The 25,811-nt window shown below is 59.5% G+C and carries 23 protein-coding genes; 1 reads left to right on the top strand and 22 read right to left on the bottom strand.

The window, feature by feature from the left end; genetic code table 11:
* Positions 1 to 152 precede the first annotated feature (152 nt).
* The 6 genes from BSL82_RS04495 to BSL82_RS04520 form a co-directional block, all read right to left on the bottom strand.
* Positions 153 to 1,187 carry an AraC family transcriptional regulator gene (locus BSL82_RS04495; RefSeq protein WP_072596219.1) on the bottom strand — a complete coding sequence of 345 codons (1,035 nt, stop codon included), beginning with the start codon at positions 1,185 to 1,187 and terminating at the stop codon, positions 153 to 155.
* Positions 1,188 to 1,344: 157 nt separating this feature from the next.
* Positions 1,345 to 2,565, bottom strand: coding sequence for an MFS transporter (locus BSL82_RS04500; RefSeq protein ID WP_072596220.1), 1,221 nt, complete (start codon positions 2,563 to 2,565; stop codon positions 1,345 to 1,347).
* A gap of 182 nt (positions 2,566 to 2,747) precedes the next feature.
* Positions 2,748 to 3,515 carry an SDR family NAD(P)-dependent oxidoreductase gene (locus BSL82_RS04505; RefSeq protein ID WP_072596221.1) on the bottom strand — a complete coding sequence of 256 codons (768 nt, stop codon included), beginning with the start codon at positions 3,513 to 3,515 and terminating at the stop codon, positions 2,748 to 2,750.
* A 401-nt stretch (positions 3,516 to 3,916) separates the two neighbouring features.
* Positions 3,917 to 4,837 (bottom strand): NADPH:quinone oxidoreductase family protein, encoded by a 921-nt coding sequence (locus BSL82_RS04510; RefSeq protein ID WP_226998619.1) that lies wholly within the window; start codon positions 4,835 to 4,837, stop codon positions 3,917 to 3,919.
* A gap of 203 nt (positions 4,838 to 5,040) precedes the next feature.
* The gene (locus BSL82_RS04515) at positions 5,041 to 5,568 is read right to left on the bottom strand and encodes a flavin reductase family protein (protein WP_226998620.1); all 528 of its coding nucleotides are present in this window, start codon (positions 5,566 to 5,568) and stop codon (positions 5,041 to 5,043) included.
* A gap of 107 nt (positions 5,569 to 5,675) precedes the next feature.
* A complete protein-coding gene (locus BSL82_RS04520; RefSeq protein ID WP_158010682.1) occupies positions 5,676 to 6,602 on the bottom strand; it encodes a TIGR03619 family F420-dependent LLM class oxidoreductase in 927 nt (308 codons plus the stop codon).
* 250 nt (positions 6,603 to 6,852) lie between these two features.
* Between BSL82_RS04520 and BSL82_RS04525 the strand changes: the two genes are divergently transcribed.
* Positions 6,853 to 8,142 (top strand): cytochrome P450, encoded by a 1,290-nt coding sequence (locus BSL82_RS04525; RefSeq protein WP_158010683.1) that lies wholly within the window; start codon positions 6,853 to 6,855, stop codon positions 8,140 to 8,142.
* A gap of 160 nt (positions 8,143 to 8,302) precedes the next feature.
* On the opposite strand, the gene BSL82_RS04530 is transcribed toward BSL82_RS04525, so the two are convergent.
* The 16 genes from BSL82_RS04530 to BSL82_RS04605 form a co-directional block, all read right to left on the bottom strand.
* The gene (locus BSL82_RS04530) at positions 8,303 to 9,049 is read right to left on the bottom strand and encodes a glucose 1-dehydrogenase (protein ID WP_072596224.1); all 747 of its coding nucleotides are present in this window, start codon (positions 9,047 to 9,049) and stop codon (positions 8,303 to 8,305) included.
* A 121-nt stretch (positions 9,050 to 9,170) separates the two neighbouring features.
* Positions 9,171 to 10,796 carry a GMC family oxidoreductase gene (locus BSL82_RS04535; RefSeq protein ID WP_072596225.1) on the bottom strand — a complete coding sequence of 542 codons (1,626 nt, stop codon included), beginning with the start codon at positions 10,794 to 10,796 and terminating at the stop codon, positions 9,171 to 9,173.
* A gap of 120 nt (positions 10,797 to 10,916) precedes the next feature.
* On the bottom strand, positions 10,917 to 11,756 hold the full coding sequence (locus BSL82_RS04540) for an enoyl-CoA hydratase/isomerase family protein (protein ID WP_072596226.1): 840 nt from the start codon (positions 11,754 to 11,756) through the stop codon (positions 10,917 to 10,919).
* Positions 11,757 to 11,805: 49 nt separating this feature from the next.
* Entirely contained in the window at positions 11,806 to 13,611 is a 1,806-nt protein-coding gene (locus BSL82_RS04545) for a diflavin oxidoreductase (protein WP_083579036.1), read from the bottom strand.
* Positions 13,612 to 13,705: 94 nt separating this feature from the next.
* Positions 13,706 to 14,041, bottom strand: coding sequence for a Rieske (2Fe-2S) protein (locus tag BSL82_RS04550; RefSeq protein WP_072596227.1), 336 nt, complete (start codon positions 14,039 to 14,041; stop codon positions 13,706 to 13,708).
* Positions 14,038 to 15,294 (bottom strand): cytochrome P450, encoded by a 1,257-nt coding sequence (locus tag BSL82_RS04555; protein ID WP_072596228.1) that lies wholly within the window; start codon positions 15,292 to 15,294, stop codon positions 14,038 to 14,040. The genes BSL82_RS04550 and BSL82_RS04555 overlap by 4 nt, the downstream gene beginning before the upstream one ends.
* A 199-nt stretch (positions 15,295 to 15,493) precedes the next feature.
* Positions 15,494 to 16,471, bottom strand: a complete 978-nt coding sequence (locus BSL82_RS04560) for an SDR family NAD(P)-dependent oxidoreductase (RefSeq protein WP_083579038.1) — start codon at positions 16,469 to 16,471, stop codon at positions 15,494 to 15,496.
* Positions 16,402 to 17,181 carry an SDR family NAD(P)-dependent oxidoreductase gene (locus BSL82_RS04565; protein ID WP_072596230.1) on the bottom strand — a complete coding sequence of 260 codons (780 nt, stop codon included), beginning with the start codon at positions 17,179 to 17,181 and terminating at the stop codon, positions 16,402 to 16,404. Before BSL82_RS04565 ends, BSL82_RS04560 begins: the two co-directional genes overlap by 70 nt.
* Before the next feature lie 111 nt (positions 17,182 to 17,292).
* A complete protein-coding gene (locus BSL82_RS04570) occupies positions 17,293 to 17,871 on the bottom strand; it encodes a nuclear transport factor 2 family protein (RefSeq protein WP_072596231.1) in 579 nt (192 codons plus the stop codon).
* Between the two features lie 17 nt (positions 17,872 to 17,888).
* A complete protein-coding gene (locus BSL82_RS04575; RefSeq protein WP_083579040.1) occupies positions 17,889 to 19,256 on the bottom strand; it encodes a spinster family MFS transporter in 1,368 nt (455 codons plus the stop codon).
* Positions 19,234 to 20,241 carry an LLM class flavin-dependent oxidoreductase gene (locus BSL82_RS04580; RefSeq protein WP_072596233.1) on the bottom strand — a complete coding sequence of 336 codons (1,008 nt, stop codon included), beginning with the start codon at positions 20,239 to 20,241 and terminating at the stop codon, positions 19,234 to 19,236. Before BSL82_RS04580 ends, BSL82_RS04575 begins: the two co-directional genes overlap by 23 nt.
* A 75-nt stretch (positions 20,242 to 20,316) precedes the next feature.
* Positions 20,317 to 20,817, bottom strand: coding sequence for an SRPBCC family protein (locus BSL82_RS04585; protein ID WP_072596234.1), 501 nt, complete (start codon positions 20,815 to 20,817; stop codon positions 20,317 to 20,319).
* Positions 20,818 to 20,917: 100 nt separating this feature from the next.
* Entirely contained in the window at positions 20,918 to 21,817 is a 900-nt protein-coding gene (locus BSL82_RS04590; RefSeq protein ID WP_072596235.1) for an enoyl-CoA hydratase, read from the bottom strand.
* A 38-nt stretch (positions 21,818 to 21,855) separates the two neighbouring features.
* Positions 21,856 to 23,070, bottom strand: coding sequence for an amidohydrolase family protein (locus tag BSL82_RS04595; protein WP_072596236.1), 1,215 nt, complete (start codon positions 23,068 to 23,070; stop codon positions 21,856 to 21,858).
* A 153-nt stretch (positions 23,071 to 23,223) separates the two neighbouring features.
* Positions 23,224 to 24,855, bottom strand: a complete 1,632-nt coding sequence (locus BSL82_RS04600; RefSeq protein ID WP_072596237.1) for an AMP-binding protein — start codon at positions 24,853 to 24,855, stop codon at positions 23,224 to 23,226.
* A 119-nt stretch (positions 24,856 to 24,974) separates the two neighbouring features.
* Complete coding sequence (locus tag BSL82_RS04605; RefSeq protein WP_226998621.1) at positions 24,975 to 25,766, bottom strand: glucose 1-dehydrogenase; 792 nt, start codon at positions 25,764 to 25,766, stop codon at positions 24,975 to 24,977.
* Positions 25,767 to 25,811 lie beyond the last annotated feature (45 nt).

Here is a 25,811-nt window from a genome sequence, read left to right on the forward strand (position 1 = left end):
CCAACCCAAGATCCTCATCCGTTGACGCTAGGTTTGTTGTTCAAACCTGAACCTCGCTTAACAAAATGCGATCGTCGTCCTTGCGGAGATGCTTAGGACCAGGCTTGGCCTGCCACAGTCACCGCCGACAGGGACGAGATGGCTTTTGCAGCCTATCGGTCGGAGGAACGCGCAACGTCGTTCAAAGCAAGCTTGCGAAACTGTCGTGGGCTGACGCCCATCCACTGCCGAAAGGCTCGAGTGAACGACCGCGGCTCGTCATAGCCCAACTGCACAGCAATATCTTCGACCGTGGTTCCGTTTCCCAGCAATCGGGATGTCGCCAACTCGCGGCGAATTGCCTGGATAATCCCGCTTACGGTCGCGCCCTCAGCCCGCAGGCGGCGCGACAGGGTAACGGGTTGAATTCCGAGAGCCGCACCGATCTGTGTTACACTGAGAGGAAAGAAGACAGCATTTCCGCGTGGCATCAGAAGAGTTCGCACCTGATGCGCCAGGCTGTGGTCATGGCCGGGTATGGTCATGAAATCAAAAGGCGCGCGCCTCACCATTTGCTGTCGTGCCGCCTCGTCCGGCATGATCGAGACGGCAAGGGCATCGAGAGGCAGGCGGAGCCGACACCTCGGTTCGTCGAAGCGTTGTTCGGCGGGAAACAGATGGTACAACTCGTCAAGGTAGCCGGTCGGTCTGGGATAGGGGAGTTCGACCAGCGTGATCGGCACGATTTCTCCAGCAAGCCAGCATGCGAACCGGTGCCATATGATCAGCCAGAACTCCAACAGGTAGTGGTCCGGATCCAGTTCAGGGTGTTCGAGCTTCACCGAAATAAGGACATCGTCGCCTTCTACTTCCAGTTCAGTCACGACCGCGTTCGTGACGATGCCGTAAAAGGCGATGCCCTTGCGCAGCGCCTCAAGCACAGTCCGGCCGGTTAGGGCCAGTTCCGTCATCATCGCGAGCGTCCCGGGCTTCACCGGTTGGCTCGTGAAGCCCATGAACTCGTCGTTCAACTCGGCCCATATCGCCTGAACGAGCAGTGTCATGCTCTGAACGCTACCGCGCCAACCCGGCGCGTTGATTTCCCCAGGATGCAGGGCGGCGCGCAGTAGCAAGGCCGCGCGGTCAACGCCCGCGTGCTCAGCGCCGCGTGTGCACACTCTGAAATAATGGCCCGAAATAGTCGCCATGACGAACTCTTAGCTGCTGACGCTCCTCGCCGATCTTGTTGACCAATTGATTCTCAACCTGATGTTGCCTGCATGATTAGGCTTGAGGCTAGTATCGTAGCCCATCAGGGTCAGCACAGTCAGCCCGCCGTTCTCGTCGAGGTGCACCCGCGCTGGATCAGGTCGTCTCCGGCTGCGCACGTCTCCATGACAAGGCAACGAGCGGCATGGCTGCGAGCCCGATCACGAAGACTGCGGTATAATAGACGCCTCGCACCCCGACGGCCTCGCCGAGCGGCGCTATCACCAATGGCGCGCTGCCTCCGCCTAGATACATCATTGACGTTCCAATGCTAAGGGCACGCGCCGAGAGCGCCAGAGGAACGCTCCGCATGATGAGGGTCATATTGGACGGAATCGCTAAACCCGTGCCGATCCCGCCGATGAAGGGGCCGAATATCAAGATCTCAAGCGACCAGGAAACGGCGCAAACATAGGCTGCCAAGCTCAGCAGTGCACATCCAACCGCAATCGTGGCAACGGTTCCGAGCCTTGCTTCTATTCGCGTCACGGCCAAATTGCCCGCTAGCGCGCCAAATGCGTAAACCATCACGACATTCGCGATGCTCGTCGACGAGTGAACGCCGATGGATGCAAGCAGAAATACGAGCTGCACGCTGAAAAGATAACTGACGAAATTAAGCAGGAAAATGTAGCAGTAGGCAGGCGCCGCGGGCATTATCTGTCTTGCGACGTCAAATCCGGATTCCCTCGTATGGCGCTCGCCGAAAGCGCTAGGCGCGAGCTTCATCAAGAGGATTGGTGTAGCGAAGATCAGAGCGAAAACGAGATGCAGCAGAAATGGCGCTCGCCAGGAGATGGTTGCCGCGATTCCCGAAATCTGAATGAACGTCACGGAACAGATGGCGCCGACGGCGAAAAGGCGCCCGGCCATTCGCAAACGGCCGAGGCCCGTGTAGTGCGCAGCGATCAGCGTCGTTCCACATGTCAACATGGTTCCCGCTGCTATCCCTGTCGCTATCCGGGCGGCGAGAAGTGGGAGAGCAGTGTGGATGAACATTCCCACGGAACCAAAGATCGCGAATGCAAACAACGCGGCAATCAGGACGGGTTTGATCCCGAACCTATCGATAGATCGGCCGGAAAAAAGTCCCGACAGCGCCATGCCCAGAAGGGGCAAGGTCATCGCGAGCTGGGCAATCAGATCACCTCGCGTTCCCCCTCCGAAATTCGCGGAAATCGCCGGGAGAACGGGCGGTAGTGCGTCATAGATAACCGCCGTCGAGACTATGCCGGCAAACAGCGAAATCACGATCGGCCGGCTCGGCGCCGCAAGCGGAGAATGCCCCTCTTCTGCCTGATAGTCTGCGACTAACATTCAAGGCTCCACTTCGCTCGGGTTCTCATGCCCGTTCGGCGGCTGGCAGCGATCGGGAAGCGGACGTGCGCCAAGCGCTGCGCTCGGCCAAACGGTATTCCCATTTCCGAAGGTTCTAAGCCAGGAGGAGCACGAGTCACGGTTGAAGCACAGGCTTGTCCGCCCGCCCCCGTACCGGCCTTTCAACGCGCAACATAGCCTCCGTCGACGCAAATGGTCGCGCCGGTGATATAGGATGACATATCGGAGCACAAAAACAGGCAAGCGTTTGCAATATCCTCCGGAGTGGCAAGCCGGCCAAGCAGGCTCATCTGGTCTGCGACCTCTTCGGGCGAAACCTGGTTGTGCTCCATATATTCTCGCAGCATCGGGGTATCTGTGGCGCCCGGAGCGACCGCATTTACGCGAATACCGTGAACACCATTTTCAACGGCCGCCACCTTTGTCAGCCCGATCACGCCATGCTTGGCGGCGGTATATGCGCCGGCCAACGGTGTCGGGCGGAACGAGGCTGACGAACCGATGTTGACGACCGCCCCGCCACGGCCTTGCGTGATCATCTGCGCGATCTCGAATTGCATCGACAGCGCCACACCTTTGAGATCGACCGAAAAGATACGATCATATTCTTCGGAATTGCAATCCACGATCGCCTGTGTGCGAGGCCCCACGGCAGCATTGTTGACTGCGATGTTGACGCATCCGTAACGTTGGACAGTTTCAGCTATGAACGCTGAGACGCTCTCGGCCTTGCTCACGTCGAGATAGCGGAATTCAACCGAGCCACCTGACTTCGCGAGGTCGGCGACGGTGGCGCGACCGCGCACTTCGTCGATATCGCCTATCATGACTTGAGCGCCGCAGCTTGCAAAAAGCCTTGCCACGGCTTGGCCCATTCCTTGGGCGCCGCCCGTTACAACCGCGACATTTCCTTGAAGGGACAATTGCATCGTCGTGAGTGCTTCCAGTTGACGGTATCTAAGGGGAAGGTCGCTTCATCCGGACTGCAAAAACCGACCTTCTCTCCTGCCGCTCAACGGTTGCCCGGTTTTGCAAAAAAATGGTGAGTTTGAGAGCATTATGCCATCATGGTTCAGGCAGGCGGGTGAAGAGACGCTAGAGATGGAATAGGAATCATAACCGAGAGGGTGAACCTGGATGTCACCTCGCCATGGGACTCAAATCGGCATTTCGCATTGATGGCCAAGGTCACGATCACCCAGCGCCAACGATCTCGCTACCGCGAAGGCGGCACCATGAGCCTCCTTCACTCGGGCCACTTCAAATACTAAATTAGCCTGACGCAACATTCGTGCGCGATAGAGCGGGACGAAACACGAGGCAAAGGGATCTATGGAACCACCACGACCTTGCCGGCCTTGTCTCGATCTGAGGTCCTCGCGATGGCCAGTTGCGATTGATGCAGCGCAAATCGCTGAATGCTGGGCGGATTGAGGATCCCTGTCACCATCATTCCGAAAAGCGCCTCGAGGGCGAAGCGCGCTTGATCAAGATCAGATGTATAGAAATGACGGACGTCGACACCGACAAGTGACCCGCTTTTGAGCAAGGGCAAATTCGCTGGAATCGAGGGTATCCGTCCAGACGCGAAGCCGATCACGAGGTGCCGACCATATTTCGCGAGTGACCGGAACGCGGCTTCGGAACTTGTCCCGCCCACCGGATCGACAACGACGTCCACACCCGAGGGCACCAGGTCCCTCATCTGCGATCGAAGGTCTCCTCGTGAGTCGACCGTTGTGGTGGCGCCCAGCCGGCGGGCCAGAGACCGCTTTGCCTCGGTCGAAGCCGCAGCAATTACGTTAGCGCCCGATCCGGCCGCAAGTTGCACCGCAGCGGCGCCGACGCCGCTTGCCGCGCCGAGCACGAGAACGGTCTCCCCCTTCTTCAGATTTGCTCTGGCGACCAATGCGTAATGGGCGGTCTGGAAATCGAGCAGCATCACCGCTGCAATCTCAAGATCGAGCTCGTCCGGCACGATAGACACCTCATTCGCCTTAACGACGATGTACTCCGCCAAGCCCCCGCCCAACCGCCAAACGGCGACGCGGTCACCCACTGACACGCCTGCCACATCGCTCCCGACGGCATCGACCACACCTGCGATCTCGCCACCCGGCACGTAGGGAAGCGCCGGCCTCAACTGATATCTGCCTTCGACGAGCAGCCCGTCGACGAATCCCAGAGCGGTCGCGGCAATGCGTATGCGGACTTCGTCGCTTCCAGGCCGGGGTGTGGGCAGATCTGTCAACTGGTACAAGTCGACCGACCCAAACTCATCGCCAACGAAACATCGCATCACTACCCTCCGGTTGGCCGTGAATCACGTTTTGAAATCAGGCCTGTTCGCTGTTTGTCGCGCGGACGTGCCGTTGCAGCAACTCGAGCACGGTTCCAGATCCGCCGTCGCCCATGATCCTGGATCAAATAACTCCGCATTCCGAATCCAGCCGTTCAAGATTGAGCCGAGCACTGGGTCAGGCATTCTGCGCGGGCTAGCTGCCCGTCCAACCAGATCAGGGGATCAATCGAGGCGTGCACTTCGATCCGGGTCACTTCTCCGATAAACAGGCGGTGAGTTGCGACGTCGAGGGTAGCCGTAGTTCGGCATATGATGCTTGCTGCAGCATCCATCAGGACTGGAAGGCCCTCTGCCGACTCGGCCCAGGCGCCATCTTCGAACCGCGCCGCTCCCTTTTTGGCGCCCCCGAACACGTGGACAAGGCTCGAGTGCCGCTCTGCAAGAAGATTGACGCAGAATTTCGCCTCGTCGTGCAGAACGGGGAAAATGCTGGCGCTCCGGTTGACCACGACGAGAAGCGTCGGCGGGTCGGCCGCGACCGATGATACTGCCGTAGCGGCGATGCCGGCGCGATTCTCGCCTCGGCCTGTCGTGACGAGCGCGATCGTGGTCGCGAGCCTGCGCATGGCATGGCGAAAATCTTCTTTCAGTGCGTCCACGTCGTCTTCGAGTGATTTCACGAGAGCGCGGCGACCGGCCACGCCTTTCCCGTTCCGATATGTTCTGTGCCCGACCGCTATGTTGGAGGTGACACCCGAGGCTACCCGGGCGAAGCGCTTAAAGTCCGCTAGTTCATCGCCTCTGCAAGTTCCTCGATAAAGGCGGGATAATTTTCGTCCCTGACGAATGACACAGCATTGATCCTCATCACGTCCACGCCCGCGTCCTCGAATGCAGGAGCTTGAGCGAGAGTGGCCCTGATGTCTGCTTGATCGTTGGCGTCGTAGACGATGGGCGGATAAGCGCGAATGAGGATGCTTTCGGGGTCGCGACCGCGCTCGACGAAAGCCTGCTTCAGTTCCGCGATGTGCGTTCGCAGCGTTGCGGGATCAGACTCCGTGGGTGCACAATCCCAGCCATCAGCTACCTCCGCCATCCGCGCGAAATTGCGAGCGTTCGGCGCTATTCCGAGGATGACGCGCGGCCCGCCCTTTTGGTAAGGGTGGGGAAAGCAGAAAATCTCGTCGAACTTGGCGGCCTTGTTGTCGATCGACGCCGGTGCCTCCGTCCACAAGCTGCGGCACGCGCGCACCTGATCTATCATATAACCGAAGCGGCCTTCATACTGAACGCCGCAAGCATCGAACTCTTCCTTCATCCAGCCGACGCCGAACCCGAGATCGATCCTGCCCCGGGAAATGTGGTCCAGCGTCGAGATTTGTTTCGAGAGCAACACAGCCGGCCGGAACGGCGCCAGCAAAATACCGGTCGACAGACGAATGCGTGAGGTCGAGGCGGCAAGCGCGGAGAGCATGGTCAACGGTTCGTAGAAAGGTTGATGGCTAAGCTCGATAGCGACCTTCCCGTAAGGGTAGTCCACCGGTTGCTGCACCGTTACGAGATGATCGGGCATGTCATACTGATAAAGGCCGACCGACTCTGCGAGTTTAACTTCGTCGATCATGGCCGGTATGTCGGAAGCCATCCAGGCTCTTAGGCCAACGGTGGTCATCGCTACTTTCATGCCGCATCCTCTCTTGCCAGCCAAGCTCAACGAAGCGCTCTCGCCGAGACATTTGGGAGCGCCTAGGGCGTGGCGGATCGTGAGACTTACGGTAATCTGACCGCTAACAGTGAGTGCTCTGGGGCGCATGTCCCAGCCGAGGGTTACACTCGTCGTCCATTTCCTTGCGTTAGGGTCGGCTCGGCACAAGGCCGAGGCTGGACGTCACAGGCAGGCCGGACTTGCGGCCATCAGCGCCGGCAGAAATGGGGATTGCCGCAAATCTAGTCGGGAGAGAAATATGCGTGAAGGTATCTGTCCGGCCAGCGCTGCCGTCGTGTCGATCGATAAGGTGGATGTGCTCCAGCGGGTGCTACGCTCCAAGGGCGTGGAGAACGTTCCGGACGTCTCGGCTGACAATTACAGGCAGAAGACCGAGCTTGGCGACATCAATGTACGCGAGTTTCAGGACGGCAACCTCAGCATGCTGAATGGCGACGCGCATCGGCACCGGCGCAAGCATCTGAACGCGCTGGTTCGTCCCGAACAGCTCATCTATTTTCGCGAGGACGTCATCGTTCCTTCCGTGGAGCGTTGGTTGGCACGTGCCGTCAAGCCCGATGAGCGCGGCATGATGCGCTGCGATCTTTCTGCCGTAGTGGAACGTACTTTCCTCGAGTTCACCGCCAAGCTGATCGGGCTGCAGGACATTGAAACCGAAGAAAGGATGGCCAGGCTTCGCTCCTGTTGCGTCCCCATGTTTGCCGGACTGAGCGCCAGCCACTTCGCCGACCGAGAAGCGGTTACGCGTGCTGGTCTCGAAGCAAAGCGGATATTCGTCGAAGAATATTACCGTCCGTCCTTCGAGGCTATGAAACAGCGGCTCGGTCAGAACGCGTCTGATGGCAGCGACGTGGACAGCGCCGAGACCAATCTTCTCCACATGATCGCGACGGCCGTGGATGAACGGTATCTCGACGAGCGGAACGCGGTAATCGAGTCGATCCTCATGTTCGTCGCGACAACGGGCACGAGCGTACAGGCCGTTCTCTCCACGATTGACGATCTTCTCAATTGGCTTGAGGATCATCCCGAAGACTGGGAAAATGTCGAGGATCTCGAATTCCTGAGCTTGGCGCTGCAGGAGTCTTTGCGGCTTCGAGCGCCCTTCGTGTCCTATATCACGCGGTTGGCAACAGAAGACCTGGAGGTCGAAGGTTGTCCGATCAAAGCCGGCGACGAAATCCATGGTTTGATCCCTCGAGCTGGTCGCGACGCTGCCGTGTTCGGTCCGGACGCGCACATTTTCAACCCTCGTCGGGAGGTACCGAAAGGAGTGAACCGCTACGGACTTGCCTTCGGAGGGGGCCCCCATCAGTGCCTGGGCTTGCGCGTGGTCCTCGGCAACGACGGCAAGGGCGGTAGCCACATCCGTTTGCTCCAGCATTTCTTCAAGGGAGGCGTCCAACGTGCTTCGGACGAGAAGCCGGAGGTGTTGGCGATGGGAGAGATGGAAGTCGCGGACAATATCCCGACCTACATCTCGTACCCCGTGGTGTTCACCAAGTGGGATCGTCTTCAAGCGGTGTGAACCGACGTGAGATGAACCGGCAAGCGCCTGCCCCGCGTTTCCGCTTGCCGCGGGGGCGCGGGCGGTTGCCACTAAGTGTCGCTCCGGCTCGGCTCATCGAAAGCCGATTAGGCCCGCAAGTGACGGAATAGAGCGAGTTCAAGAATCTGAGCGCGAATGCTCACACCGTCCACCCGCCGTCGACGGGCATCGTCACACCCGTACAGAAGCTTGCCCCGTCCGACACGAGAAACAGGACGGCGCTCGCCACCTCCTTGGGGGCAGCCTGCCGCGGAATGGGCAGCGTTCGGCAAAAGTCGCCGACGGGATCGCCTTCCATCGCCTCGGTCACTTGCCTCAGCATGGGCGTGTCGATCGCGCCGGGATGGACGCAGTTTACCCGGATATTATAGGGAGCCAGATCGAGCGCCGCAGCCTTGGTCATGCCCCTGACGGCAAATTTCGTCGCCACATATCCTATCGCGGCTCGCTGACCCACCAGACCGGCGACCGACGAGATGTTTACGATGGCCCCGGCCCCTGCCTTGCGCATCGAAGGAACAACGGCCCGCATACCGAGGAAAACCGAGAGCTGATTTACCTCGAAAATCCTCCGATACTCTTCCTCGCCAAAGTCTTCCACAGACGCTGGCCGCTGCGTCGTTGCGGCGTTGTTCACGAGTATGTCGACGGGCCCAAACGCATCCTCTGCGGCTTTTATAGCCGCACTCCAGTCCGCCGCGCTCGAGACGTCATGGTGAAGGAACCGAGCTCCCTCCCCCAGTTCCGCGGCCAACGAGCCACCTGCGGCATCCGCGATATCGGTTATGAGGACCTGCGCGCCGGCCTCGCTTAGCAAACGTACGACCGCCGCTCCCAGACCCTGCGCGCCGCCTGTGACGATCGCCACCTTACCGGCCATTGTCATTGTGAATTCCTCCCAGCATTTTTCCAGGACCTAGAGAGCCTTAGACATTCTCATGACCGTAGCGGACCCTGCCGTGATGCTCATCACATCTGCCAAAGCGAGGATGGAGCCAACCGGCATATCAAGCGCTCGTCGAAACGAGCTCCGCACCTTTCTCCCCGATCATAATCGCCGTGGCGTTGGTGTTGACGCTCGGGATCGTCGGCATCACGGATGCGTCAATAACCCGCAGATTTTTCACGCCGCGGACGCGCAGATGGGGATCCACGACAGCCATGTCAGTCGAGCCTATCCGGCATGTTCCAACGGGATGGTACCCTGGCGCTGCCTTGGAGCGCGCAAAAGCGGCCCATTCGTCATCCCCGGTAGGGATAGGATTCGGCGTGCGATTTGCGACTACAATTTTCTGCATCGCGGGGGTGTCGAAAATCCGGTTTATATATTTGAGAGCGCTCACCATCGATTGAACATCGCCCTCGTCGCCGAGCATCTGATGATGAACGTGCGGGCGGTCATGCTCGTCGAGCTCCACGCGCCCGCGACTTTGCGGATGGCAGAGAGACACATGGAGGGTAAGCATCGGATCGGTAGACATGCCAACGGTGTTGAACGATGTCGTATCGGGATCGACGTCATAGCTCAGCGGGAAAAAGTGGATTTGCGAATCCGGTTCGTCAAGCTCGGGCTGGCTGCGGAACAGCGCCATCGCCGGAACCGCCGGAGAGGCCATGGGGCCGCTCCGGTTCCACAAATATTGAAGCAAGTAGCGAAGGACGTCGAGCCGCCCGGTTTGGCTATTGAAGGACGGTACATTGATCAACTTGCTCTGTGCGACACCAGGATGTTCCTGAAGATTGAGACCCACGCCGGGCAGGTCTAGAACCACCTTTTTATTGCGGCTCGCCAAATATGAGCCTGAACCGATGCCGGAGCGCAGAAGCAGGGCAGGACTACCCATGGCGCCCGCGCTGACGATCACTTCCCGCGTGGCGAGGGCTTTTTCTGTGCGGCCACCCCGGATATATTCGACGCCCACCGCGACCTTTTCGGCGAACAATATGGTCCGGACTTCGGCTTGGGTGACGATCTGAAGATTCGACCGGGAGCGGGCGGGTCGCAGATATGCTCTTTCAGTATTGCAGCGCAGCCCGTCTCTTTGCGAGGCTTGCGTGTAGAATACGCCCTCCTTCACGTCCGCATTATAATCCGGAAGGAACTCAAGCCCATGTTCGCGACATGCGGCCACAAACCTCTCGACGAGCGGGTGATAGCCTCGCCGCATCGGAGAGATGGTCAAAGGACCGTGAGACCCGCGCGTTTGAGCCGGTTCTCCCGTCCATGTTTCGGATCGCATGAAATAGGGGAGCACGCCGGCATAATCCCAGCCCGTCGCGCCTAGCGCCGCCCATCGGTCGTAGTCGCGTCTCGTCCCGCGGATGAAGACCGTTCCGTTGATCGAACTGCTTCCGCCGAGCAGTTTCCCACCCGACCAGGCGAACTGCCGGCCGTCAATCGACGGATCCGGATCCTGTTCGTAGCACCAGTCCACCTTCTTGTTGCCGATCAGGCGAACGACACCTGCGGGCATCTGAATGAAGGGCGAGCGCGCCTCTCCTCCCGCCTCGATGAGTAGAACCTTGACGTTCGGATTTTCGGAAAGACGGCTCGCAACCACAGCGCCGGAGCTGCCACCTCCGATAACGATGTAATCCGCGGAATGGCTGGTATCTATGCGGTCTGCGGCCATGATCTGTTATCCTTCACCCGTTGTCAGCTTCGTAGCGACCGCGATCGTTTCGGCTCAGCGCTATGTTGTTCGGACCGAGCCCAAATGGGTCGGGGCCGGCGGAGGTGCCGGCCCGGATGCCTACTTCCTGACGGATTCGCGTGCCTGGAGGGGCTGCAGCTGGCGATAGTCTTCCTTGCCCTCGTTGGACTTGTCCCAGACCATCCAGCCGCGGTCCATGTGCGAGAGGGCCTGCAACGCCATGCCGTAGCCGACGCCGACCTGGTCGTTGAACAGCTGCTTCCAGCGGTCCACGAAGCACTGGCGCGTGTAGCGCAGCGTCAGATCCGAATAGGTCGCCATCTGGTGCGCCAGCTCGAGCGCGCGCGGCATCAGGTCCTGCGGCTCGAGCACCTCGTTCACCACCCCCAGACGCAGTGCTTCCCACGCGTCGATCTTCTGGCCCGTCAGGAGGAAGTACTTGCCCCGGTTGGTCCCCAGCAGCTCCTGCCACAGGATGTGGACGCCGTCTCCAGGCACTTCGCCCGCGGTGAAATGCCCTTCGTCGGCATAGCTCGCCGTCGTCGACGCCAGGTTGATGTCGCCCAGCACCATGAGCTCGCCATGGATCAGCGCAGGACCGTTGCACGCGTTGATGACAGGCGCCTCGATTTCGAACTGCCGCCGGAACATCATCTTTTCGCCCCATGACGGCACGTCGAAGTTGCTCGGCGTCGCAATCGGCTTGCCCCACTCCCCGTGCCGGTCGATGAACACGTCCCCCGTCCCGGTGAACACCACCACCCGGTTGCCGCGGTCCATGCCGATGTCCGTGAACGCAGGCGCCCACTCCGCATGATGCGTGCCGCTATAAAGCACCGGGCCGCCGTTGCTGTGATAGCGAACGACCAGAACACCGTCGTCCGATCGCTCGAACGCAAGCGTCTCATACTTGTCGAAATAATCAGGCCGTCCACTCATCTAAACTCTCCATTCTTTAAACATTTGCGATCCGACAAGCGCCTGATCTTCAATAGACATCACGGTGGTAGCGGTGATCGTCCAGCAATCCGCGAAGATATTCCTCAGCCTGGTCCATCGACATATCTCCAGCCTGGCGAACTATTTCCAAGATGGCGGCATGCACACTGGGCCCGAGCGTCGCCGCGTCACCACACACGAAAATATGCGCGCCATCCTGAAGCCAGCGGAAAAATTCTTCCGCGCGCTCGAGCATTCGGTGGTGAACATAATATTTGGATGCCCCGTCGCGGGAGAATGCCGCATCCAGCCGGGTAAGGAGGCCGCTTTCCGAGAAGCGCTGCCAGTCATGCTCGTAGAGGAAGTCCGTAGCGCTGTGACGCTCTCCGAAGAACAGCCAGCTCGGGATTCGCCTTCCTTCGGCTTCAAGCTCCTGCAGGAAGCCGCGATACGGTGCAACGCCCGTTCCCGCGCCGATCATGATGATGGGCACATCCGTCTTGGGCAGCCTGAAATGCTCGTTGGCCTGAATGAACGCGTCCAGCGTGGCGCCGGCCTCGAGCTTGCTCAGAAGGGCCGATGCAACCCCCATACGCTCCGTGCCGTGAAGCGTGTAGCGCACTTGCCCCAGAGTGATATGGATTTCACCTGGGTGGCGCTTGAGACTGGAAGCTATCGAATAGAGCCGTGGCTGAAGGGGGCGCAGGCTTGCGACGAATTCCTGTGGATCAACCGCAGACGCCGGATATTGGCGAACGATGTCGGCGATATGATGATTATGAAGGAATTCGAAGCGGTCGCTCTTCCTGTCGTCCTCCGACAGCTCTCTGAGCTGCTCGCTTCCTGATAGGCCCGCCCAATGATCAAGGAAGCGCGGTGTTGCAGCGGTTACCTCAAAATGCCGCTCAATCGCTGTTTGGAGATCTATCACGTTTCCTTTGATAGACACCTGGCTTGTCGCGCTCAGCCCGAGCGCCGACAGGAGATTTTCCACGACAACCGGATCGTTGCGCACGACGACGCCGACCGCATCGCCGGGCGCATAGGTCGGAGCGTCGGCCGGCAATCGGAGCGACAGGTGCCGGGTTTCCTTGGTCGAGGACGCTTTTGTGAGCAGAAAGCTGTCAAGGATCTCGCTTTGAAAGACCTGATGCCTGCCGAGACCCACCGCTTCGACGGAAGAGGTGGACGGCGCCGCAGCTGCGTTGGAAGCAGCCTGCTCGGCGATCGTATTCAGCACCGCCGTGCTCCACGCCCGCGCGCTGTCTTCAAAATCGAGGTCGCAATCCACGCGCGGCGAAAGGCGCGTCGCACCCAAGCGCTCAAGCTCTCGGTCGAGGACCTTTCCCGTTTCACAAAAATCAGCGTAAGTAGAATCTCCAAGCGCGAGGACGGAGAAGCGGACCTCCGAGAGATCGAGCTCGTCAGCTTGAACCAGATCCTCGAAAAAGCTGCTGGCCGCGTAGGGCGCGTCACCTTCACCGGTCGTACTGACGATCGCAAGTATCAGCGCTTCGTCGGCAAGCTTGGCTACATCATAATCTGCGAGATCATAGATGGTCGGCAGCAGACTTCTCGTCTCGGCTTCCTTTGCAACCGCTTTCGCAACAAACTCGCTGTTGCCAGTCTCCGTTGCAAATAGGACGGTCAGGGGCATCAGGCGAATTTCCGGCTGCGCACCTTGGTGTCCGGATCCGGCAAGGGCAGCAAAGTGCTCGCTGATAAATTTTGCCTCAGCTACGCCGACCACGCGTTGCAGGGCTTCCACCATCCTCCAATGCTCGTCGGACAATGGGCCAGGCCCGGGACTAGCGGTGTCGCCTGCGATCTGCTGCTTCTCGATAATCCCCGCCATCGTCCTGCAAACTGCTCAACGATGCGTCCGGCTGAAATGCCCGCACGCACTCGTAAACTATCCAATTTCCGGAGTGTCTGGACCGTTCGTGCTGCTAAGCAGCACTCGACGGCGCATCGACGGCGAGGTCGACATAGACGCTGCCGTCGTCGACGCTCACCTCATAGACCCGAACAGGCATCGTTGCTGGAAGGCCGCTGACTTCACCCGTCAAAAAGCTGAAGCGAGACCCATGCGCGGGGCATTCGACGTCTTCGCCGCAAAGAAAGCCTTCGCTCAGGGACTCGTCCTCATGCGTGCACCGATCGTCGATGGCGCGGAAGCCGACGCCTTTCACATTCGCGAGACAGATCGTCCGGCCACCGACGTCATATTTGGCCATTTCGCCTTCAGGCAGATCGTCGATGCCGGCAATGCGGTGGCGCGTCATGCATTCTTCTCCCAATTCGTGAACACAACCGGAAATGTGATGTAGGTTGGAATTTCGAGTTCCTGCTCGGACGCTCGCATTTCGAGAATCCGGGGCACCTGCGTCAAATCACGACGGACGCCGAGCTTGAAGAAGTGCTGGATCATGCGCAGATGGCTTCCGCTACGGCCGTCATTGCCAAGCACGGCCCGCAATCCGAGGCATTGGTGTGCGCCGGTGGCAAAAGCGAGCCCGTATCGATTGTACCCGTCGGGCACTTCGCGCTTTGGATTGAACTCGTTCGCATCGCTGCCGAAGACCTCGGGATCGCGGCCAGCCTGAGCGATCCAACCCTGTATGGCATCACCGGACTTGATCGGACAGCCGGGTACGTCGACATCGTCGGCGGCCACGCGCGTTACGAAGGAAACGTAAGGGGCCTTCAGCCGCAGGGATTCCTGAAGCGCGTTGCTGATGAATTCGGTGTCCTCGACGAGCGCTGCATCTTCCGGGTGCTTCACGAACCAATGGGACAGATCCTCGATGGTCGAGAGAACCGCCTGGGTGCTCGTGCCGGTGGTCGCAACGAAGAAAAGGATCGCCTCGCGAATTGCGATGCCCTCATCGGCATAGCCCGGGTCGGCTCCGGTGACGATCATCTTGAGAAGATTGAGGGGGACATCTTCGTCCGCGAGCTCGCCGGCGGCCACCCGCTTCATCTGCTCTTGGACATAGGCAAGGGACGGCTTGTAATATTCCTCGACGAAGACCTTCTTCGCAGCGACGCCTGCCTCGACAACGGCATCTCTGTTCTCGAAGTGGCTGGAACTCATGCCTCCGAAGATCGGCAGAACACACGAACGCAGACGCGCCATGCCCTCTTCGCTCTCCACGCCCTGCAGACCGATGATCTTGGCAGCAAACTCAAGGAATATCCGTTCCACGACATCCGCGAGATCGCAGGTGTAGAGACCCTCGGCATTTTTTTTGACCGCACGCCCCAGCCAGCGATCCACTGACGGGAGGATGACATGCTCCCGAAAGCGGATGAGTTCCTCTGGACGAACCAGCGAATTGAGCAGCCGGCGCCGCTGCCGGTGCTCGTCGCCGTTGATCATCGTGACGATGCCCTGGAAAAACTCCTGGATATTGGTTTCCGCAGCAGCCGAGGGCTCGATATAATATTCGGTCGAAACCTCGGCGCTCTCGAGCGCGCTTTTGGAGCGAAGGACCGCCTGCAAGTCCTTGATGCGATCCACCCGCACGGTAGACATCGGACAACCACTCATTTCCTCGTCCTCTTTCCCTACTCACGTCCCGAGACGCCGACATCGATACGACCGTTCAATCGGCCAACGGTCAACCGCAAAGCGGTAGAGCCAAGGCTCCTTGATGCCCTATAAGCTTAAAACGCCTTGTCGCCGCAGTATGTCACCCGTTCCGGGGACCGCCCGACGAGCCCGTCCGCGGGCACTATACCGGCGCGGATCGGTAGATCTCCAGGACGAGTTCGTCTATTTCGCGGTCGCTCCTGCTTCGGCTCAATGCGACGAGATTTTCAGCGTCGCTTCCGACTGGATACCGTGTTTCGGGGACGGCGGCTTCGACGGCTTGCAGAGCGGCGTCCGCGACCGCTTGAGCGGGTGTGAACGTACGAGCCTCAATGGCCGAGTCCGCACGGTACTTCATCTGGCGATAAAGCTTCCCGTAAAGCGATGCCTCTTGCGACGGCAAGTTCTCGATGGCCTGCGCGAGCGTGGCCTGGCTGCGGTAGACCATCGGGGTTTCGATCGATCCAGGCTGCAGCAGTACCACCTCGACGCCCCATGCGCCGGCCTCTTGGCGCATCACGTCGACCAGCCCTTCTAGCGCGAATTTCGAGGCCACGTACGAGGCCATCATGGGTGTCGCAACCTTGCCCGAATATGAGCCGGTGAGGACCAGCCTGCCGCGCGTCTCCCTCAGGAATGGCAAGCTGCTCTGGTAGATCGCTAGGTTGGAGACGCAATTGATCTCCATCGTCTGCCTGAAGGCGTCGAAGCTGGTAAATTCCGCCGGCGCAAAGGGCGCTACCGCACCACATACGATCACGGCGTCCACTCGACCGATTTCAGCCAACCACCGGGAGAAGTCGGCTTTGAGTTCATCTGCTTTCGCGAGGTCCAGAGCGATATAATCGCGGCAGCCAGGGAGATGGCTTCGGAAGTCGGCGATTTTTTCCGGGCGGGAGACGGTTGCCCAGACCGCGTAGTTCTTGGCGAGCAAGGCACGTGTGACAGCAATTCCAGCGCCGCCATTCGCCCCCACGACTACGGCCGTTTTTGATGTCACGTCATTTCCCCCCTCGTCGCCTTGCCCGGGTCGGTGCGCCCGTCGGTCCCTTAGAGGGCCGACCACCCACCATCGACCGCCAACATCGCGCCCGTGATAAAAGTGGCCTGGTCGGAGCACAGGAAGAGTACGCCGTCGGCGATCTCCTCGGGGCGGCCCGTTCGTTTCATTGGATGGATATCAGCAATCTGCTGGACGGACTGATCGCGTTGTTCCTCAGTCAGATTTTCGAAGATCCCGCTCATCATAGCGGTTCGAATACCGCCCGGTGCCACTGCATTGATGCGAACCCCTGTCGCGCCATATTCGACGGCAGCGTTTTTGGTCATGCCGAACACCGCTGCCTTGCTGGCGACATAGCCGCCCTGCGTAACGCAGCTATGCGTGCTCATCACCGATCCGGTGTTCACGATCACCCCGCTGGCGCGCGGTATCATGTGACGAAGCTCCTCGCGCATACACAGCCATACGCCCAGGACATTGACCTTCAGGACGCGCTCGAACTCGGACTTTGGGATGTCTGCCGTGTCGACGGTCGCGTGCGTGATGCCGGCGTTGTTGAAGGCACAGTGGATCGCGCCCTTCCACGCGACTGCCTGGGCAAATGCGGCCTGCACCGCGTCCTCGTCGGTCACATCGGCGGACAAGGCGAGGGCCGAGCCGTTCGCCTGTTCGACGAGCGATCGTGTCTCGTCCAGACCATCGCGGGCGAGATCGATCAATACGACTGATGCCCCTTCCTTTGCGAAAGCGATCGCCGTCGCGCGTCCGATTCCGCTGCCCGCCCCCGTTACGAGAGCAACCTTGTCGGCAAAACGTGGCACGGTCATGATCGCTGCTTCTCCGTTTGATCTTTCGCTCGGCATCACCCTTATCGCTGGATCGGTATGTCCCCTTCACGAGGGGCCATCCAAGCCTCACAAGACCGGAGAAAAGCGCGACTAGCGCCAACCGTCCGTGAGTATATAGCCCGGATCCGCCTGGCCTAGCGCTTTCGATCGATAGTCAGCACTCTCGAAGAAGCCGCCGTTATCCGGAGACCAATATTCGACATTGTCGAACACGGGGATGGTACGGTGGGCAATTTTCCACAGCCCTTCCCGCCTCTCGAACCGGTCGACATAGCGACACGCCACGAGCGCGATCTGTTCAGAGCCGTTCAGACGGAAGAAGTAGTCACCCTGCGCATCGGCCGGAATTCGATGATAGGCAAATACATAGCTTTCGGTTGCGGCGGTTTCGCTTTCGATCGAGATAGTGCAGTTCGACAGTTGGTGGATCGTCCATCGCAGCATGCTCGCCATGTGTTTGGCGAAGTCTATGAATGCGGCGCAGGTGATCTCTTCGGTCATGTATTGCATCGTCGCATCGTGATGAAAGCAGCTCGCCATCAGCGTGAAATCGCGACGATCCAGTGCATGGCAATAGCGGTGGAGGATGTCCGTCACCGCCAGCCTGTCCCAAATCAACAATCCGGCCGCAATCGGATCAGACGGTCTGATCTGCGAAGCAAAGTCCATGTCGCATACCCTCTCGCTTAGGCTTCTTCCAATCCTAAGGGTTCAGCCTTGCTGCACTTTCCCGGTTTGCCGGCCATCATGAAGCCCCGTTTGAACGAGCGATCGGCCCAGTAGAGGCAGATACTGGCTGCCAGCGAGGCGAGCGCGGAAAAAGCAAGCGCGCGCTGAAGGCCGGGACCGCTCCCGAGCGAGCCCTGAAACGCGTCGCTCAACATCCCGACAATCAGCGGAGCGATGCCCAAGCCGACCGAGCTCACGACCAAGCCAGAAAGCCCGGCACCGGTCGCGCGCATCGAGGGCGAAATGACTGTCTGCATGGCAGCGAGGACGGGGCCATAGCTGGCGCCGCACAGCGCGGAGGCGACCGAGAGAAAGATCAAGGCCATGGACGCCTGGGGCGCAAATATGGCGAGTTCGAACAATGGCAGCAAGGAGAGGGATAAAAGCACAGGCATCAGCGTCAGCCATCGCAGCGAGCGGCCCGCAAGGATGCTCGAAATATATCCTCCGCCGATCATGCCGCCGGCAGTCCCAAGGCCAAGGGCAAGTCCGAAATAGAGCCCCGAGGCCGACTGGCTGAGACCGTGTACTCTCATCAGAAATGCTGGAAACCATCCGGCCAAACCGAACATGAGAAACGTGAGCATCGCGCCGCTCGCCACGAACAGCACATAGGTTCGATTGCCGAGTAGCGTCAGGATCGACGCCGCCATCGACGTATATTCATATCGCGCGAACCCGTCGGAGTTGCCGCGAGGCGGATCCCTTACGGTGAAGAAAATCAACGCAGCCAAAGGAAATCCAGGCAAGGCCGCAATGATGAAGGCTGCCCGCCAGCCATGGATCTCACCGACATATCCTCCTAGCAGGGATCCGGCCAAAATGCCGAAGAACGCGCCTGCCGTCACAATACCGATCGCGAGCGGACGTCGATGGGGCGCAAAATAGTCGGCGAGCATGGCGTTGGCCGTTGGAATGGCGCCCGATTCCCCGATCCCAACGCTCATGCGGGCAAGAAAGAATTGCCAGAAGCTAGACACCAGGCCGGTCGCCGCGGTCATCGCCGACCAGATTACCACAGCGCCGGACATGATGATCCTGCGGTCATGAAGATCGGACACCCGAGCGATGAAAAGGCCGGCGGTCGCATAGATCAAAGCGAACGCGACACCGGATAGGAGGCCGATCTGGGTGTCGCTGAGCTTAAGGTCTGCCTTGATAGACTCGACGAGAACGCCGATGATCGACCGATCCATGTAATTGATGACGTTCATCAGGAACAAGACGGAAACGACGTAGGCAAGATAGGAATTTGAGTAGGTGGCGCGGGTTGACGCGCTGACCGACGGGTGCGGCGGTAGGTCAGGCATCGGCAGGCACGACATTTCCACGGATTGCCGGCAGCACCTGCGAGGCGAACAATTCTAGGCTGGACCATGAGAGCTCTTCCGGCATGCCGCAGAGCAACGGGTTGAAGATCATGGCCGCACCTCTCTCATCGAGGGCGGCAGCGAGGTCGACGCACTCCGCAGGAGTAACGACACGATAGACCCCGCTCGCCTTCAGCGCTGCCACATCTTCCATAGCCGTGAACGGAACCGCGATGTCGTTTTCCGCGGCAAGGTTCGCATAAAAATTGGCTTCGTATAGTGCGTGCGGAGCTATCTGGCACCACGCCCTCTCGGGATCCTCACTCACGAAGATGAATTGCGGCCCTGACACGCTGTCAATGATCGTGCCCGGTGCCTTGCCGAGTTGCGAACAAGCCTCCAGGTATATCGTGCGCAACTCTTCGGTCATCACAGACGGCACAAAGCCGTCTCCGAGCCGTGCCGCGCGACGCGCTGACGCTGCGACTGCTCCACCTACATACAACGGTGGAGTAGGCCTTTGAATGGGCCGCGGCGTGACGTGGATCGCCCGGCCCTCGTAGGTGAACGCCTCACCTTCCAGCGCGTGCCGGAGCGCCTCAATTTTGCTGTCCATGAGCGCCGCGCGTTGGCGAAGCGAGACCCCGAACATCGCAAACTCTGAAGGGACATAACCCAGCCCTAATATCAGCGCCGTGCGGCCGCCGCTGATAATATCCAGGACGGCGAGATCCTCGGCGATCCGGATCGGATCGTGGAGCGGCAGCAGCAGAAGCTGATAGAGGCGCATGCGCTTGGTGCGGGCAGCAAAGGCCGACGCAAACACCAAAGTGGAGGGGTTGTAGCCGTCGTCGATACCATGGTGTTCCGGGAGATGGACGACGTCAAAACCGAGGCTATCCGCCCACTGCGCCTGCTCCAGCGCGATGCGGCACAGATGCTCCGGCTTGGTTCCGAAGGCGGGGCTACGCATGTCGTAACGCAGCCAAATCTCTGGCATCACGCCTCTCCTATGGCTGTTCCGAGGCGCACCTCAACTGACGCGGCCGGTAGTGTTGCGTTCCTGTGAGACCGGTCAGGCTTGGCCGGCAATCTCGCTTTCCGCAGATCGCTCGAGCACCGCGTTTCCGCCGGCGATACGTTGGCGGATCACTTCGGACAGAGCCTGCAGACTCGTGGTGAGAAGGTTGAAGCGATGATCGATGATCGCGTCAAACTCCTTCCTGGGAAGGGCGCAGTCGACCGAAAGATCACGTTCGACAAACGTACTGTTTGTAGCCGTGATCGCTGTAAGCCGAATGAAGCCTGTAACGTTGAACACTTCCGGATATTCGCTCAGCAAACGATAACTGAGCGTATGGGTTGTATCGTCGATACTGGTGATGGCTTCGTCAACTTCAATGCCGTTTTCCAACGTGACGCGTCGCACGCCGCCTACTGTGGTCCCATCGCCTTTAAGCATTTCCACAGCCGCGCCGCCTTCGATCCAATCGAGGTGACTTGCGAAATCGCGAACATGCTCCCAGACAAGCTGCACGGGCCACTCGAACACGGCGCTAGCTCTGATCGAAACCATGTACCTCTTTCCTTGATGAGCCTTGCACGAGCCGGCTTGCTGTAATTACCCAATTCAGTGGATCACTGTCGATGTCGCAGCAGGCTGCGATCAGCCGCCGCTAGGCATCCGCGGACTTCACCGGCTCACTCCACGCGGCCTGCTTGCGGACGCCCTCGGACATGATCCCTGTGGGGTCGATAGGCAGACCGTAGAGGTCCTGATTATGCGCATGACTGAGCTGGTGGAGCGCAAAGCTTGTTTGCATCGCATTCTTCCGACCCTGCATATCCTGGGCAGCGTTCACGGCCTCTTTGACGAGCTTCAAGGCCATGCTCGGCTTCTTCGCGATCTTGCCCGCCAGAGCCAGCGTGAACTGCTCAAGTTCGGATCGAGGCACGACATGATTCACCATGCCGAGAAGCTGCGCCTCTTGGGCAGTGACGAAATCGGACGTCAACAGCATCTCCTTGGCCTTCCTGATACCGAACTCCCAAGGATGGTTGAAAAATTCAGCACCGCAAACGCCCATCGCCACTGTGTTGTCGGCAAAGCTTGCATCATCGGCGGCGATGATGAGGTCACAGGGCCAGACGAGCATAAGTCCACCCGCGATCGCCTTGCCCTGTACCTGGGCGATCGTGATCTTGGGAAGATTGCGCCAGCGCTCGCAGAGGCCGATGAACATCTCCTGCTCGATCGCCATGCGGCCCTCGGCGCCCTTGCAGGTAAATCCGCACCAGGTGCCGATAGGTTCGAACGGGTCCATTTCGCCGACGAAGTCAGTGATCCGCAAATCGTGACCCGATGAAAAATGGGGCCCTTCCGCAGCCAGGATGATAACCTTCGTCTCGTCGTCCCGTGCCGCGAGATCGAAGGCATCATTCAGCTCGTAGAGCATTTCGGGCGTCTGCGCATTTCTGCTTTCCGGGCGGTTGAGGGTGATGCGCGCGATGTGCGGTTGGACGGTTTCATATCGGATCGTCTGAAATTCACCGTCACGATCTACGCGCTTGACCATCACCACTCTCCCAAATTCAACGACGCTTCTTCGGCTACTCAGTCAGGCAACAGCACGCTGCCGTTCGTCACGAAAAACTTCTCGACGATTTCCGGTCCGAGGCGCTCGACCTTGTCATAGAAGGTATGAAGCATATTACGCCCCCCTTCCACGTGCGGATAGTCGCTGGAGAAGCAGAGCACGTCTTCCAAGCCGTACCGCTCGATATAAGTGTCAACCGGCTCGAACACATAAGGAGTGACGCGCAGATTGTTCTTCACATAGTGGGACGGAAGCTCGGGCAGGCGATAATTGTTGGGCGTCTTGAAAGCCTGCGAATTGACGTACCACAGGTCAAGGGCTTCCATCATCGGTCCCACCCAGTGTGCGCCGACTTCGATTACGCCGATTTTCAGATCCGGATGCCGTTCAAACACGCCGCCGCTGATCATCGTGCTGACGAAGTTCTGGAACGGCAGGTGGAGGATCGAGAGCGACCACGGATCGACGTTGAACTCGCCAAGGTTGCGGAAATTCTCGAACGCGGGCGCCTTGCCCCAATCGCGGGTCTCGAAGAACTGCCCTTCGCAACCGATATGCAGCACCAACGCACATTTGGCGTCGGTAAGCAGTTTCCAGAAGGGATCGAGATCCGGATGTGCCGGCGAGACGTTGCCGGGCAGATTGCCTGCCGGGATCTGAATGGCGCGAATGCCGCCGTCGATCAGCTTGCGCGCCCGCTCTACGAGACCAGCCGGCGTGTCGGCGTACAACGGCGCTACGGGACGCAGGCGATCGGAGATCTGGCCTACGCCGACGACCCAGTCGTGATATTTGTCAAGGAGGCGAGTGGCCAGACCCTGGCGGTCGTCCTTGATCGAACTCAGAAATTCAGTGTCTTTGGGATTCATCATCATCATGAGCGAGAAAATGCCGACATAGCTGGAGAAAATCAGCTGTTTGCCAACACCCATCGCGTTCATCACTTCAATGCGGCGGCCAGCGTCACGCGCGCCAGGTGCCCGGCACCCCTTGCGGGTCGTGATATCCTCACCGATCGGAGCGATGTCGCCCGGATAATCCGGAACGTTGGGAGAATTCTTGTCGTTCTCGTCCGTTTCGGCCTTTTCGCTCCATGCGTCGAACATCGGCTTGACGATGGGACCGTACACGGCCTCCCATTCCTGGAGCGGGATCATCTCGTGACTGTCGAGATCCATGATCCGACCCTCATATTTCTTCAGAGGTTCGGGAAGTGCCACTGCTACGTTCATTTCATCTTCTCCTTCGGTCGCTCATCCTCTCGGCGCATTATCTGACAGGATGGCTCTCCATACTATCCGGTATGTTTCGCGATCGGGCGCCGACCAGTAGCCGATCGAGAAATACTGCAGCTCTCTCCAGCTGCGGTGATTGGACGGTCCGGCTCATGATGAAACCGCCTCGGCGGCCCGCGCCAGCTCCGCTTCCTTCAGCACCCGGCGCATAATCTTGCCGGTCGAGGTGGTCGGCATTTCCTCCACGAATGCGATCTGGCGCGGCACTTCGTGCCTAGCAAGTCGATCCCGCACGAAGGTCTTGATCTCCTCGGCAAGCATTTCCGTCCCTTCGACGCCAGGCTTGAGAAGGATAAAGGCCTTGATGGCCTCAGTCCGGACAGGGTCGGGAACGCCGATCACCGCGGCCAGTGCGACAGCCGGATGCTTGCGCAGCGACTCCTCGATCTCCCCCGGTCCGATGCGATAGCCAGAAGAGGTGATCACATCATCCGAGCGTCCGACCAGCCAGAAATAACCATCTTCGTCCTGAGAGGCCAAATCACCCGTCAGCAGCCACTCGCCTGCATATTTGCGCTGCGTGGCTTCGGGGTTGCGCCAATACTCAAGCATCATGACGGGATGCCCGCTCCGCACGCCAATCTGCCCGACCGCGCCGGAAGGCAGGACGGCACCCGACTCATCCACGATCGCCACATCGTAAGTCGGTGCGGCCATTCCAAGGGCGCCCGGCCGGAATGGAATGATCTCGCTATTGTTCATGATGCAGAGGTTGCATTCGGTCTGACCGAACGCTTCGCTCAGCCTGGCTCCGAGTTCCTGCTCGACCCATTGATACAGTTCTGCCCCGACGGGTTCGGCCCCCGACAACACGGTATGCAGCGCGAGAGGATATCTATCTCGCTCGGCTTTAGGTATGGCGCGCATCATACGAAGCATGGTCGGCACCAGCGTGACGATTTCGATCTTGTGCTCCGAGAGGAAGCGGAAGGTGTCGATTGCGTCGAACCCCGCTCGGGTGCGCGCAGCGACGATGCGCCGGGCGTGCAGCCCCGTCATGAATATAGTCAACCCGGCCAGCCATGCCCAGTCAGCCGGCGAATATTGCACGCCCCCTTCTCCCGGATATCCCATGGAGAAGTCCGTCGACGGGATATGGCCGAGCATCGCGCGGTGCGCAGCGAGGACTCCCTTCGGATCTCCACTGGTGCCGGATGTATAGTTTAGAAATGCCGGCTCGTCGCTTCGGGTGCGCAATGTCTCGAACTGCGTGGAATTTTCCGCGATGGCACGCCGGATATCCAGAGCTCCTGGTTCCTCGCCATCGACCAGCATGATCGGCACCTGCGAGCCGGTGCTGCGAATGGTGGCGAGCCTGGATTTGTCGGTAACGATCAGCGACACGTCGGCACTGCGAAACCGGAAATCCAGGGCGTCCGATCCAAAGAGGGCAGACATCGGACATGATATCAGGCCCATCTTCCAGCACGCGATATGCACCACGGGAACGACAGCATCGATCGGAAGCACGATCGCTACACGATCGCCCTTTTTCAGGCCGAGTTGGACAAAAGCGTTGGCCAGGGCGTTGGCCCGGTCGCGAAGCTGAGCGAACGTGACTTTTTCGATGCCCTCGTCATGCTCTACAAAGTAGGCAAGCCTGTCGGGCGAGGCCTCGGCATGCCGATCGCAAACACTCTCTGCGATGTTGTAGAACTCGGGAATTTCGAGCTTCTGCGTACGACGATATTCGACGTAGCGCGACAAATCAGTGGCGGTCATGGGCGCGCCCCTCCCCTTCCCGATCTGCCCTGGCATGGCGCTTCACCAAGCACCTCGGAGGGCAGCTGGTCGAAGCCCGGGTGATGCAGCTCCTGCCTGCTGATCGGTTAAAAGCCATATCAGTTCAACGTCATTCCACCGTCGACGCTCAGAACGACGCCGGTTATATAGCTTGCCGACGTTGAACAGAGCCAGACCGCGGCCTCAGCCATTTCGTTTGGTGCCGCGAGGCGGTCGATTGGGACCATCTGATGCGCGGTTTTCAAGTCCCAGTCCACTTCCGCCGCTTTTTTCTCGAGCATGGGCGTCAGGGTGATGCCTGGGCAAATCATGTTTACGCGGATGTTCTGGGCCGCATATTCGATTGCCGCGGTTCGGGTCAGCCCGACCAATCCGTGCTTCGAGGCGGCATAAGCCGAAAGCTTTGGAGCCCCCTTGATCGAGTTGACGGAACCGGTGTTGACGATGGCTCCTCCCCCGCCGGCGAGCAGGGCAGGAATTTGGTGCTTCATGCAGAGCCAGGTTCCGGTCAGGTTGACCGCCATCACCTGGTTCCAGACGTCGAAAGGACAATCGGCCGTCAACCCCGTATCCGGTGAGATGCCGGCATTGTTGTGCGCGGCGTCAAGGCGCCCGTACCGGGAGAGGGTTTCGGCCACCATCTCCTTGACCGCATTTTCGTCCGACACGTTGCTGGCTATGAAGAAAGCTTCGCCGCCTGCTGCCTTAATGTTCTCGACGACGCGCTCCCCCCCAGCGACATCGAGATCCACCACCGCAACTTTGGCGCCCGCCCTGGCGAAAGCCTCAGCCGACGCCTGCCCGATTCCGCTGCCGGCGCCAGTAACGAGAGCCACCTTGCCGGTCCACTCCACGCCTCGCTGCCCGTCTCCACCCATCTTGGAACTCACTCGTCATCCCCGAAACACTAAAAGTCATTGAAGCGAATAGCCGAA

The organism is Tardibacter chloracetimidivorans (assembly GCF_001890385.1).
Classification (GTDB): Bacteria; Pseudomonadota; Alphaproteobacteria; order Sphingomonadales; family Sphingomonadaceae; genus Tardibacter; species Tardibacter chloracetimidivorans.